This window comes from Flavobacterium sp. GW821-FHT12A05, from assembly GCF_058807735.1.
The window spans coordinates 145806-159103 of sequence record NZ_JBXAQY010000007.1 but is presented as its reverse complement, the minus strand read 5'-3'; the positions used below and the strand labels follow the sequence as shown (position 1 = coordinate 159103).

Genomic DNA, 13298 nt, shown 5'->3' with positions numbered 1-13298 from the left:
ATCATTATGGATTTAAAAGAAATTCAAAACCTAATCAAATTTGTAGCAAATTCGGGTGTTGCAGAAGTGAAGTTAGAAATGGATGATGTAAAAATCACGATCAGAACAACTTTAGAAGGAAACGTAACGGAGACTACTTATGTACAGCAATTACCAGCTCAGGCTGCATTGCCACAAACAGCTGCTCCACAAGTAACTGCTCCAGTAGTTGTAAATGTTGCTGCAGAGCCTCAAGCTCCAGCTGAGAATTCTAAATTCGTTACTATAAAATCTCCAATCATTGGAACATTTTATAGAAAACCATCTCCAGATAAACCAGTTTTCACTGAAGTTGGAAGCACTATTGCAAAAGGTGATGTTCTTTGCGTAATTGAAGCAATGAAATTATTCAACGAAATCGAATCAGAAGTTTCAGGTAAAATTGTGAAAATTCTTGTAGACGATATGTCTCCGGTAGAATTTGATCAACCTTTATTCTTAGTAGATCCATCATAAATAAATTTAGATTTTAGATTTTAGGTTTTAGATTGATTTGGCAGAGTAAAGTTCGTCAGGCATCTAAAATTATCTAATTATCAAATTGTCTAATTATCTAATTAAAATAAGATGTTTAAAAAAATATTAATTGCGAATAGAGGGGAAATTGCACTTCGTGTAATTCGTACGTGCAAGGAAATGGGAATTAAAACTGTTGCAGTTTACTCTACAGCCGATGCAGAAAGTTTGCATGTTAAATTTGCTGACGAAGCGGTTTGTATTGGTCCTCCTCCAAGTAACTTATCGTATTTAAAAATGTCAAATATTATTGCTGCTGCAGAAATTACAAATGCAGACGCAATACACCCAGGATACGGTTTTCTTTCTGAGAATGCTAAATTCTCAAAAATTTGTCAAGAGCACGGAATCAAATTTATTGGTGCGGCTCCTGAAATGATCGACAGAATGGGAGATAAAGCTTCTGCAAAAGCTACAATGAAAGCGGCAGGAGTACCATGTGTACCAGGTTCAGACGGATTATTAGAATCTTACGAGCATGCACAAAAAACAGCGGCTGAAATTGGTTATCCAGTTATGATGAAAGCTACTGCAGGTGGTGGTGGAAAAGGAATGCGTGCTATCTGGAAAGAAGATGAGCTTTTAAAAGCTTGGGAAAGCGCACGTCAGGAAGCTGCTGCAGCATTTGGAAATGATGGAATGTACATGGAGAAACTTATTGAAGAACCACGTCATATCGAAATTCAGGTTGTTGGAGATTCTTATGGAAAAGCATGTCACCTTTCTGAAAGAGACTGTTCAGTACAACGTCGTCACCAAAAATTAACTGAAGAAACCCCTTCACCATTCATGACAGACGAATTACGTACTAAAATGGGAGAAGCTGCTGTAAAAGCGGCTGAATTCATTAAGTACGAAGGAGCTGGAACGGTAGAATTTCTTGTAGACAAACACAGAAACTTCTATTTCATGGAAATGAATACACGTATTCAGGTTGAGCACCCAATTACAGAACAAGTAATTGATTACGATTTAATTCGTGAGCAAATTATGGTTGCTGCCGGAATTCCAATTTCAGGAAAAAATTATTTACCGGAATTACACGCTATCGAATGTCGTATTAATGCCGAAGATCCTTATAACGATTTTCGTCCTTCACCAGGAAAAATTACTACGCTTCATATGCCGGGAGGTCACGGAGTTCGTTTAGATACTCACGTTTACTCTGGTTACAGCATTCCGCCAAATTACGATTCAATGATTGCTAAGTTAATTACAACAGCGCAGTCTCGTGAAGAAGCTATCAGCAAAATGCGAAGAGCTCTTGACGAATTTGTTATCGAGGGTGTGAAAACAACAATTCCTTTCCACAGACAATTAATGGATGATCCAAAATATATTGCAGGAGATTATACAACTGCATTTATGGATACTTTCAAAATGAAACCTATTGAGGAATAATAAATATAAAAGCTGTCGATTTCGACAGCTTTTTTTGTTTTAGCGTAATTTTATATTGGACTGGTTTCTCAAAGCCAGTTGAAATTTTTGTTACTTTTGTCAGGTAAACACAATTTGTGTATACTTTTTACACACTGTTTAAGCATTTTATACACTTTTGCTCATTTTCATTTTGGTATAAATTTTTGGCACAATCTCTAAAATCCCTTTAAAATTAAGGGTTAACAGAGAATTGGCCTGTAATGTTTGGTTTTCGGCACAATAGTTTCTTTATCTAAAGTGTAAAACAAACTATTAACTATTAAATTATACACATTATGAAAAATTTATTCTTATCAGCCGCAATTGTTTTAGGAGGTTTAACATCTTTTGCTTCAACATCTCCAATTACAAACTCTATAGTAAAAGTTATTTCGGTTTCAGATGAATATACTGAAATCAAATTAGAAGAATTACCAGCACCTATCGTAGAAGCTTTGAAAAAAGCATATCCGGATGCCGTAATTACTAAAGCTTATAAAAACGAAAAATCAGAATACAAATTAGACGTAACAGTTGGTGAAAAAGTAGGTAATCTATTTGCTAATGCTGACGGAACCTGGATTAAAAAATAATCTAAAAAGGCTCTAAAAGTCTAAAGATTTAAAAAGTATCAAACAATCTAACTTAGGTTCTTATGGAAATTCAGATTAAGAATACTAAAATTAAATTAACAATATTAAAATATCACTATCATGAAAAATTTATTTTTATCAGCCGCAATCGTTTTGGGAGGTTTAACATCATTTGCTTCAACTTCTCCAATTTCAAATACAATCGTAAAAACAGTATCATTTCAAGATGATTATGCTGAAGTTGCTTTAACAGAAGTACCAGCAGCAGTAACTGATGCGCTTAAAAAAGCATATCCAGATGCAGTTCTTAACAAAGCATACAAAAACAGTGCTTCTCAATATAAACTAGAAGTAACAGTAGGGGACAAAGTAGGTTCTCTTTATGCTAATGCTGACGGATCGTGGGTTAAAAAATAATTTAAACTAACCTTAAAAAACTATTATTATGAAAAAGTTAATATTATCGGCAGCTATCCTGTTAGGAGGGTTGTCAATGCAAGCAGAAAATGCGGGACTAACCAACCCGGTAACAAGTTCAGTTAACTACCAAGATGATTATAAAGAAGTCGATGCTGTTCCAGCTGCGATTAAAAAATCTCTAGATGAAGCTTATCCAGGTGTGAAATTGGAAAAAGCATTCGTGAATTCAAAAAAAGAATACAAAATTGAAGTCACAGTTAGAGGTGAAAAATCAGTTGTATACACTGATGCCACAGGTAACATCCTTAAAAAATAATTATAAAAACTAAGCATTATGAAAAAATTAATCTTATCAGCAGCAATTATTTTGGGAGGTCTGTCTATTCAGGCAGCTGTTCCATCAGAATCAACTTCAATAATTGCATCAGTTAGTATCCAGGACGGATATACTGAAGTTAGTGCAGATGCTGTACCAGCAGCTGTAAAATCAACAATCGAAAAATCGTTTGTAGGTTCTAAACTGGAAAAAGCATGGAAAAATGCTAAAGACGAGTACAAACTTGAAATTTCAAAAGAAGGTAAGAAGTATACTTTTTTTACAGATGCTTCAGGGAATATCATTAAAAAATAAGTAAACACAGAGCATTATGAAAAAGTTAGCCATCTCAGCAGCTATTATTTTAGGAAGTTTATCAATTCCTGCATTAGCAGAAATAACTCCAAATAAAGCAGAAACATCTATTTCTGTACAAACAGAATATACCGAAGTTACAACAGATGCTGTTCCGGCGGCTGTAAAAACTGCTCTGCAAACGGCTTATCCCAATGCAAAATTGGTAAAAGCATTTATTAATGATAAAAAAGAATACAAACTAGAAATATCAGTTGGTGACCAAAAGGCTACTGTGTATTCAGATGTCAATGGCAACTGGTTGAAGATATAATTAGGTGAAATTAGATTTATGTTTTTGGTGAAAAAGAGATTGCGTCGTGCAATCTCTTTTTTTTTCGCATAATTTTAAGAAATTATAACTTTAATAGTGTTATTTTAGCAAAAAAAGTCCCTAAAAACAAATGCCAAAGATATTAGTAATAGAAGATGATATTTCGTTTTGTAAACTATTAGAAAAGTTTCTAATTAAAAATAAATACGAAGTAGCTGTCGCTTTTTCCGCTGCCGAAGCAAGATCAATTATCAAAAATGAATCTTTCGATTTAATTTTGACAGACCTTCGTCTGCCTGATTCTGACGGTATTGTACTGATGTCTGAATTTAAAAATACTTATCCTGAAATCCCGGTTATTTTAATGACGGGATATTCTGATGTTAATACAGCGGTAAAAGCAATAAAAAATGGTGCAGCCGATTATATTTCGAAGCCATTTAACCCTGATGAAGTTTTACTCGTAATTACAAATGCACTCCAGGTTTCTAAAACAGAAGAAGAAGCTCCGATAAAAGAAAAGAAAACAGTTAAGAAATCTGTTTCTGCCGAAAATGAATTCGTAAGAGGAATTTCTGTAGCATCAAAAAAACTGCTGGATCATATTCAATTGGTAAGTCCAACAGATATGTCGGTTTTAATCATCGGCGAAAGCGGAACAGGAAAAGAAATTATTGCCAAAAGCATTCATCAGCAAAGTCATAGAAAAAGTAATAATTTTATAGCAGTCGATTGCGGTGCCATTCCAAAAGAATTGGCAGCAAGTGAATTTTTCGGACACTTAAAAGGATCTTTCACCGGAGCGATCAGCGATAAAATGGGCTATTTTGAAGCTGCAAATGGAGGAACTCTTTTCTTAGATGAAATAGGAAACCTTTCTTATGAAAATCAAATTCAGTTACTGCGTGCACTTCAGGAAAGAAAAATAAAGCCAGTTGGAAGCAATAAAGAAATAAACGTCGATATCCGCATTATTACCGCCACAAACGAAGATTTACGCGAGGCAGTAAAAAACGGTGATTTTAGAGAAGATTTATACCATAGAATCAACGAATTCTCGATTCAGTCTCCATCATTAAAAGATCGTGACGAAGATTTAATGCTTTTTGCCGATTATTTTCTGGAAAAAGCCAATCAGCAATTGAATAAAGAAGTCATTGGATTTTCGCCAGAAGTAGTTTCAATTTTTCAAAATTACAATTGGCCGGGAAATTTACGTGAATTGCAAAACTGTGTTAAACGTGCCACACTTTTAACTCAGGGCGACTTTATAGAAAGTGATGTGTTGCCAGTTGAGTTTTTTCAGGTTCAGAAGCAGCAACAGGGTTTCAGCGGAAGCGGTAACTTTTCATTATCTGAAAATGAAAAAGAAGCCATTATTCATGCCTTAAACAGAACGCAGAATAATAAATCTGAAGCGGCAAAATTGCTGAAAATTACCAGAAAAACGCTTTACAATAAACTGAAACAATACAACATCGACTAAACAATTTCTTGTTCTAAAGCCGAGAAAAGCTTGGTTGTTTTGGCTTTTAAGGCATTAAAAATATCTTTCAAATCCGAAATTTCAAGATTATTCTGTTCCAATGTTTTTAATATCGTACCAATGTCACGCGCCTCAATCTGCTTGAACATAGGCGCGATTCGATGTGCGATAGAATTAATCTCAGGTACATTTTTTTCTGTAATGGCCTTTTCGAGTAAAGTTAAATTCTCGTTGCTGCTTATTATAAAAGCTTTTAGTACATCTTTTAAAGCATCGTCATCGTAACCTAAAAATTCTTTTAAGGTATTTAAAGAATACAATTGGTTCGAAGCTGTTTCTTCCTTATCGTGAATTTCTACTTCCGGCAGTGTATCGTTATCTAAAATATGCTGAATCGTTTCTAGTAAAATTTTAGGCGAATACGGTTTTTTAACCACAGTTGTAAAACCAGCTTTGGTATAAACAGATGAATCGAGATCTGTTCTTCCGGTTAAGGCAATTACAGGCTGATTGTTATAAATTCCTTTTTTAGAATGGCGAAGCTTTTCTAAGAATTTAAAACCGTCCATTTCCGGCATTTGGATATCAGTAATCACAAAATCAAAATCAGTGGTCTGGATGGCTTCTAAAGCTTTTACAGCGCTGCTGAAAGAAAGTACCTCGTGTTTCTCTTGTCTTAAAACACCGCTCGTTAAATTCAGAAGGTTAATATCGTCGTCGATTACAATAAAAGTCTGTTTTTTTGTATTTCGGGCGATATTTCTTTTTATTTCTTCAACCGTAATTTCGCTGTGATCAAAAACCAGCGGAATTTTAATTTCAAACGTACTTCCTTTTCCAAACGTACTTTCTAAGGTTAGTCGACCTCCTAAAAACGAAATTATTTTCTGGCAGATCGCCAGGCCTAAACCAGTTCCGCCATATTTCTTTTCGATGTTCTCATTCGCCTGTGCAAACTCTTCAAAAACTAATTTCTGATTTCCTTTTTCAATACCAATTCCGGTATCTTCGATTCGAACAATAAAAAAGTTTTCGTTTTCCGTAACATACGAACTGATTTTGATATAACCTTCTTCGGTAAACTTATAAGCGTTTCCAATAATGTTGGTCAAAATCTGTTTCAAACGAAACGGATCTCCCACAATTCTGGTATTCAGTTTTTCATCCACATTAATAATCAAATCAATGTTTTTTTGTTTGTAAACCGTCTGGATGTTCTTCGCGGTATCTTCTATAATTTCAGGAAGAAAAAACGGAACTTTTTCGATCGTGATTTTTCCGGCTTCAATTCTCGAGAAATCCAATAAATCCTGAACCAGCTGCGTAATGTATTCTGATGAGTTTTTAATATTTTTAATGAAATACGATTGCTTTGTATTAACATCAGAATTGCCCAAAAGTTCAGAATAACCCACAATAGTGCTCAAAGGTGTTTTTAAATCATGACTTACCGTTGTAATTAATTGTTCACGGCTTTTTAATAAATTCTTGGTTTTGAAATTCGCAATCTCAAGCTGTTTTTTATATACCTGCGATTTTGAATAATCGCTTACAATTAAAACAGAAAAAAACAAAGTCAAGATTAAACCTGCAATAGCCGAAGCCGTTACGATCTCGTTGACTTTTTTAAGTGATTTTTCTTTTAAGGAATTGTTTTTTATTGAATTGATGATGATTTCTCTTTCGATAATTCGAAGTACTTTTCGAAGCTGATCCGAAATAGCGATTTCATTTTTAAGTAATTTATTTTCTTCAAAATTCAGCGATTCCTTTTTCTTTTCGGCCTTTAATTTTACATTGCTCAGCAGTTTTTTGGAATTAGCTAAAATAGAATCCGAAGCTTTTTTACTCAAAGTATTGGTACTGTCATCCGGAATATTCTGATTGAGATAATCGACATATTTTTGCAATACATTTCGTTGATAACTTCCTAATTGATTTGGGTTTTTATTAAAATCCTGAAGTTCGAGTTTTCGAAGCTTAAACTCCATTTTGGTAATTTCGTCAATAGCAGTATTTACCGAAACTTCGTCTTCGGCTTTATTTTTTATCGTTTTTAACTGCTGAATGTTTTTTGTTTTTTCAGAAAGTAAATACGTCACACTATCCAAAAGTGTTTTTTGATATTGAGTCGTAACGATTTGTTTCAGCGTATCAATTCTCGATTTTAAAGAATCCGTTTCAATAAGATAACTTTTAAAATCACTTTCAGAATTGGTTTGAATTGTTTTTCGGGCTAAACTTTCGGTTTTATATACATTCGAGAATAATTTACTTACTCGAAGGATTTTGGTTTTTTCGAAAGCAATTTTATCTTCTAATTTTTTATAAACGACATTTTCAGAATATAAAAACCATCCAACAGTAACAACCAAAGCAAGTAATGCAACATAGCTGAATAGAACTTTGAGTGCTGTGTAACTTTTTTTGCTCTCCATAAATGTTTATCTGGGGTTGAGGAAGTTTTTAATATTGGGAATTCCTTGCAATTTATTTAAAATTTCTATTTAAGAAAAGTAAAAACAAGCCGAATATTTATATAATTCCAATGCTCTAAAAATAAAATAACCGCAGATTATATAAATAATACTGCGGTTAAGTTTGTTTTAACTTTATGATTTACAGAGTTTCGTTTAACCATTTAAAGAATTCTCCCTGCCAAACCTGAGCATTTTGCGGTTTTAAAACCCAATGATTTTCGTCTGGGAAATACACAAAACGGCTTTTAATTCCTCTTAATTGTGCCGCCTGAAAAGCTTCTTGCCCTTGCCCAATCGGCACACGGAAATCTTTTCCGCCTTGGAAAATCAAAATTGGTTTATTCCAGTTCTGAACCAAAGTTGCAGGATTAAAAGTAGTATATGCTTTTTGCGCTACAGCATTATCTTTTTCCCAGTAAGGACCGCCAAAATCCCAGTTGTTAAAGAAAACTTCCTCAGTAGTTCCTAACATAGAAACCGTATTGAAAACACCATCATGAGCGATAAAAGTTTTGAAACGGTTTTTGTGAATTCCAGCTAAATAAAATACAGAATATCCGCCGTAGCTTGCACCAACACAACCTAAACGGCTTTTGTCAACATAGCTTTCTTTAGCAACATCATCAATTGCCGAAAGGTAATCGTCCATAACTTGTCCGCCCCAGTCTTTACTAATCTGCTCGTTCCATTCAACACCATGTCCTGGCATACCGCGGCGATTTGGCGCAACCACCACATAACCTTTTGCTGCCATTAAAGAGAAATTCCAACGGAAAGAATACGATTGTGTTAAAGGACTTTGAGGTCCGCCTTGACAGAATAATAAAGTTGGATATTTTTTAGAAGCATCAAAATTTGGAGGTAAAATTACCCAAACCAGCATTTTTTTGCCGTCAGTTGTAGTAACGTAACGTTTTTCGGTTTTGCTTAATGTTAAAGATTTATAAGTATCTGTATTTACATTTGATAATTGTTTCCAAGAATTTTTCTTTAGGTTATAAGAGAAAATCTCACCTGCATGATTCATATCTGTTCTTGTTACGATGATATCATCGCCAGAAAAACCAACTATATCATTTACGTCAAAATCACCGTTTGTTAACTGACGAACGTTGATCGCAATTTTTGTTAACCCAGGAAAGTTAACCGTAAAAAGTTGTTTTGTACCATCTACCGGCGCTACAAAAAATACATTTTTTCCGTCCTTGCTCCAGATAAAATTATCTACAGTTCCGTCCCAGTTAGCCGTAAGGTTCGTTTTGATTCCTTTAAACTCAACAATAATATCGTTTTTGTCAGACTCGTAACCGTCACGTTTCATTTGTAACCAAGATAAAACTCCTGTTGGAGAAAACTGCGGTGCCGTATCGTAACCTAAATTACCTTCGGTTTTATTAGTTGTTTTTTGAGTCTCTAAATTGTACTCATAAATATCTGTGTTTGTAGAAATCGCATAAGCAGTTCCTGCTTTTTTCTTGCACACATAAAAAATGCTTTTGCTGTCTGGTGACCAGATATAATCTTCGTCACCGCCAAAAGGTTTTTGCGGAGAATCGAAAGTTTCACCTTTCAGGATGTCGATTCCTTTTGCGCCGTCTTTGTTTTCCTTATAAAAAACGTGATTAAATTTTCCTTCGTTCCAAGTATCCCAATGACGATAATCTAAACCGTCATAAATTTGAGCATCAGATTTATCTAATTTTGGGTAGAAATCTTTACCTAAAACTTTGTCAATTTTTACTTCTTCGTTGTACACCAAATATTTTCCGTCAGGAGAAACATTTTTATCAGCAAGAATGTCTTTCGTATCTTTAATTTCGGTTGCATTTCCTCCATTTACAGGAACCGTATAAAATTTAGAATGCGATTTGTTTTCTTCTACAGAAGGCGTAGAAACCTTAAAAACCACATTTTTTGCATCTTTAGAAATTCCAAGAGGCGTTACTCTGCCTAGTTTCCATAACAATTCCGGAGACATAACATTCTGCCCGATAGCGTTTAAACTCATCATTATTAAGGTTGTTAATAATACTTTTTTCATAATAAAAATTCTATTTTTTGTGGGCTAAAAATACAACATTTAAATTCCAATCATTTAAAAACCAAATCCCAAAATTTGTTAAAGTTTATTATTTGTCACCCTGAGCGAAGTCGAAGGGCTTTTTACCCAAAATAGGCTTCGACTTCGCTCAGCCTGACATTTGTATAGAGATCCAAAAAAGGAATCTTTAAAATTTTATTCGCCACGAATTCACGAATTATTTTTTTGATAATCTGTGAGAATAAAAATTCGTGAATTCGTGGCGATTAAAAATCAAAAACAAAGTCTTAAATTTATTTCCTAAATTGGAATTTGGAATTTTACTAATTGGAATTTAAAAAAGATGGAACTAAGCTATTGGGAATTAAAAAACTGGTTTACAGATATTGATTATACCATTGTAGGCAGTGGCATTGTTGGTCTGCATACAGCTTTGCGCTTACGCGAAAGATTTCCTGCTGCGAAAATTCTGGTTCTCGAACGCGGCATGTTACCGCAAGGTGCCAGTACTAAAAATGCCGGTTTTGCCTGTTTTGGAAGTCTTTCTGAAATTATGGATGACTTAAAAACACATTCAGAAGAAGATGTTATCGCACTTATCGAAAAACGCTGGAAAGGTTTGCAATTGCTTCGAAAAAGATTAGGAGACCAAGCAATTGATTTTAAACCTCATGGCGGCTATGAATTATTTTTGAAAGAAGATGAATTTGGATTTAATGAATGCATTTCGAAACTGCCTTTTGTAAATGAAATTTTAAAACCACTTTTTAAAGCCGATGTTTTCTCTAAAGAAACCGACCGATTTGGATTTGGAAACATTCAGGATTATCTCATTTTTAATCCGTTTGAAGCACAAATCGATACCGGAAACATGATGCAGGAATTGTTAAAACAGGCGGTTTCGGCCGATATTTTAATTCTAAATCAGCAAACGGTAACTTCTTATGCCGATGCCGGAAATCATGTTGAAGTGGTGCTCAACGATTTTAGTTTTAAATCTAAGAAATTACTTTTTGCAACAAATGGTTTTGCAAATACGTTAACTAAAGGAGCAGTAAAGCCGGCAAGAGCGCAGGTTTTAATTACAGAACCTATTAAAAATCTGGATATAAAAGGGACTTTTCATTTAGATCGAGGTTATTATTATTTCAGAAATATTGGCGACCGAATTTTATTAGGCGGCGGCCGAAATCTCGATTTTGAAACCGAAACGACAACTGAATTTGGTCAGACGAAAATTATTCAAAATAGATTGGAAGATTTACTGAAAAATGTAATTTTACCAAATCAGGATTTCCAGATCGCACATCGATGGAGCGGCATTATGGGAGTCGGAAATAGTAAAAGTCCAGTTGTGTCTCAATTGTCTGAAAACGTGTTTTGTGGAGTGCGTTTAGGTGGCATGGGAGTAGCAATAGGCAGTTTAGTAGGAACCGAATTAGCAGATTTAATATAATGGCAGTTAAAAAACCAGCACCAAAAACAACCGCAAACAAACCAAAACCAAAACCTAAAGCGTCGCCAAAGAAATCGAATCGTTCTTTTGGAGAAAAAGTAAAATGGTTTTTTATTAAACTATTGTTGTGGTTTTTCGGACTTTCGATCGGGTCGGTTATATTTTTTAAATATGTTCCTGTGCCTTTTACGCCTTTAATGATTATTCGCGCTATCGAAAATAAATTAGACGGAAAAGAAGTTTACTTTGACCACGATTGGGAACCAATAGAAAAAATTTCAATGAATTTGCAAAAAGCCGTTATCGCCAGTGAAGACGGAACTTTTTTAACGCATAATGGTTTCGATTTTAAAGCACTTCAAAAAGCATATAAAAGCAACGAACGCGGTCGCCGAATTCGCGGCGGAAGCACCATTTCGCAGCAAACGGCTAAAAACGTTTTTTTATGGCAGGGAAAAAGTTATTTCCGTAAAGGTCTTGAAGCTTATTTTACCGTTTTAATCGAAATTATCTGGGGTAAAGAACGTATCATGGAAGTGTACTTAAACAGTATAGAAATGGGCGACGGGGTTTACGGCGCTTATGCCGCTACAGAACATTGGTACAGACGCGATGCTTCGAGTTTAACGCCAATGCAGGCAGCGGGAATTGCGGCGATATTACCAAATCCTAGAAAATTTAAAGCTACAGGTTCGTCAAGTTATATTAACAGAAGAAAAGAAAGAATTGTGCGCGAGATGCGTTACGTTGGAAAAATCAATTACAAAGGCGATGAGAAGTAAAAAAGCACTTTTTGCTTTTCTGATATTGACAGTTACGTTAACTTTTGGACAAGGAAAAACAAAAGAAATTGGAGTTATAAGCGACAATGATTTATATACATCATCAAAAAATGATATGTATTACACCAATGGTTTGGAGATTTTTTATCGGTTTTTATCTAAAAACGATAACGAGAAAATCAACAAAAAAATAACCGAATTTAGAATTGGACAATATATTTATAATCCGAGGTTTATTAATAAAGAGGCGGTTGATGAAAACGACCGCCCTTTTACGGGTTATCTTTTTGCCGAAGCCGGAAGAAGCTTTTTTTACGAAAGCGAATCTGTTTTAAAAACTGATTTTCAATTAGGTTTTATGGGCCCAAATGCTTTAGGAGAAGAAACACAAGTAGGTTTTCATAAAATTATTGGATACAAAAAAGTATACGGCTGGGAAAATCAGCTTCATAATGCCTTTGCAGTTCAGGCGCATGTCATGTATTCGAAGAAATTATTTCCATCGAAGCACAATGATTTTATAGATCTTCATTGGCAGTCTGAAGCGAATTTAGGAACTATTTTTACGGGAGTTTCAGCCGGATTTTTAACCCGAATTGGTTTTAAGAGATTATTGCCTATTTACGATTCTAATCTTCACGATGCTTCGGTAAATGCCAATGCACAGCCTGAAATTAGGGAGTTTTATTTCTACGCAATGCCAAGCGTTAACTATCAGTTTTATGATGCCACAATTGAAGGCAGTATGTTTAACGATACCAGTCCTGTAACTTTCGATTTAGAACCGCTTCGTTTCAACGCTGAGTTTGGTTTAAAATACCGTCACAACAATTTCAATATGTCGTATTCTTTTCTTTACCGAGGCAGAGAATTAAACGATCCCGGAATTAATACTAATAAAGGATACTTTTTTGGATCGATTAGAATGGGGTTTTTGCTTAGATAGTTAGTACTTAGTCCTGCTTCTCTATAGTGCGTTGCACTATTTTGATGTTTTTAGGCTTTCAGCCTAAAGCTAAAAACAGCTCTGAAAGAGCGTAACCAACAGTATAGTGCAACGCACTATAGAGAAGTAGGAGTTACGCGCTATGGGAATGAAGGGAGTTAATCCAGCCCTGA

General features: G+C 34.7%; 13 protein-coding genes. 11 read left to right on the top strand and 2 right to left on the bottom strand.

Going from position 1 to position 13298, the window contains the following annotated elements:
* Positions 1 to 6: 6 nt before the first annotated feature.
* From accB to AC1RRQ_RS17170, 8 genes are all read left to right on the top strand, one after another.
* Positions 7 to 495: an acetyl-CoA carboxylase biotin carboxyl carrier protein gene (gene accB, locus AC1RRQ_RS17205; RefSeq protein WP_071635425.1), complete on the top strand. Its 489-nt coding sequence runs from the start codon at positions 7 to 9 to the stop codon at positions 493 to 495.
* A gap of 111 nt (positions 496 to 606) precedes the next feature.
* On the top strand, positions 607 to 1956 hold the full coding sequence (gene accC / locus AC1RRQ_RS17200) for an acetyl-CoA carboxylase biotin carboxylase subunit (protein ID WP_493024258.1): 1350 nt from the start codon (positions 607 to 609) through the stop codon (positions 1954 to 1956).
* A gap of 317 nt (positions 1957 to 2273) precedes the next feature.
* Positions 2274 to 2570 (top strand): hypothetical protein, encoded by a 297-nt coding sequence (locus AC1RRQ_RS17195; RefSeq protein ID WP_493024257.1) that lies wholly within the window; start codon positions 2274 to 2276, stop codon positions 2568 to 2570.
* Positions 2571 to 2690: 120 nt separating this feature from the next.
* Positions 2691 to 2987 carry a hypothetical protein gene (locus AC1RRQ_RS17190; RefSeq protein ID WP_493024256.1) on the top strand — a complete coding sequence of 99 codons (297 nt, stop codon included), beginning with the start codon at positions 2691 to 2693 and terminating at the stop codon, positions 2985 to 2987.
* Between the two features lie 28 nt (positions 2988 to 3015).
* Positions 3016 to 3306: a hypothetical protein gene (locus AC1RRQ_RS17185; RefSeq protein WP_493024255.1), complete on the top strand. Its 291-nt coding sequence runs from the start codon at positions 3016 to 3018 to the stop codon at positions 3304 to 3306.
* An 18-nt stretch (positions 3307 to 3324) separates the two neighbouring features.
* Positions 3325 to 3621 (top strand): hypothetical protein, encoded by a 297-nt coding sequence (locus tag AC1RRQ_RS17180; RefSeq protein WP_493024254.1) that lies wholly within the window; start codon positions 3325 to 3327, stop codon positions 3619 to 3621.
* A gap of 16 nt (positions 3622 to 3637) precedes the next feature.
* Entirely contained in the window at positions 3638 to 3934 is a 297-nt protein-coding gene (locus tag AC1RRQ_RS17175; RefSeq protein ID WP_493024253.1) for a PepSY-like domain-containing protein, read from the top strand.
* A gap of 130 nt (positions 3935 to 4064) precedes the next feature.
* On the top strand, positions 4065 to 5420 hold the full coding sequence (locus tag AC1RRQ_RS17170) for a sigma-54-dependent transcriptional regulator (protein ID WP_493024252.1): 1356 nt from the start codon (positions 4065 to 4067) through the stop codon (positions 5418 to 5420).
* On the opposite strand, the gene AC1RRQ_RS17165 is transcribed toward AC1RRQ_RS17170, so the two are convergent.
* Together AC1RRQ_RS17165 and AC1RRQ_RS17160 are read right to left on the bottom strand one after the other, a co-directional pair.
* Entirely contained in the window at positions 5417 to 7858 is a 2442-nt protein-coding gene (locus AC1RRQ_RS17165) for an ATP-binding response regulator (RefSeq protein WP_493024251.1), read from the bottom strand. The two genes, AC1RRQ_RS17170 and AC1RRQ_RS17165, sit on opposite strands and share 4 nt — an antisense overlap.
* A gap of 181 nt (positions 7859 to 8039) precedes the next feature.
* A complete protein-coding gene (locus AC1RRQ_RS17160) occupies positions 8040 to 9941 on the bottom strand; it encodes a S9 family peptidase (protein WP_493024250.1) in 1902 nt (633 codons plus the stop codon).
* Between the two features lie 343 nt (positions 9942 to 10284).
* Between AC1RRQ_RS17160 and AC1RRQ_RS17155 the strand changes: the two genes are divergently transcribed.
* Genes AC1RRQ_RS17155 through AC1RRQ_RS17145 form a run of 3 tightly spaced genes read left to right on the top strand, consistent with a single transcriptional unit; the run spans position 10285 to position 13125 of the window.
* A complete protein-coding gene (locus AC1RRQ_RS17155) occupies positions 10285 to 11397 on the top strand; it encodes an NAD(P)/FAD-dependent oxidoreductase (protein ID WP_493024249.1) in 1113 nt (370 codons plus the stop codon).
* Complete coding sequence (mtgA, locus tag AC1RRQ_RS17150) at positions 11397 to 12179, top strand: monofunctional biosynthetic peptidoglycan transglycosylase (protein WP_493024248.1); 783 nt, start codon at positions 11397 to 11399, stop codon at positions 12177 to 12179. The genes AC1RRQ_RS17155 and mtgA overlap by 1 nt, the downstream gene beginning before the upstream one ends.
* Positions 12169 to 13125, top strand: coding sequence for a lipid A deacylase LpxR family protein (locus AC1RRQ_RS17145; protein WP_493024247.1), 957 nt, complete (start codon positions 12169 to 12171; stop codon positions 13123 to 13125). The genes mtgA and AC1RRQ_RS17145 overlap by 11 nt, the downstream gene beginning before the upstream one ends.
* The last annotated feature ends 173 nt before the right edge of the window (positions 13126 to 13298 follow it).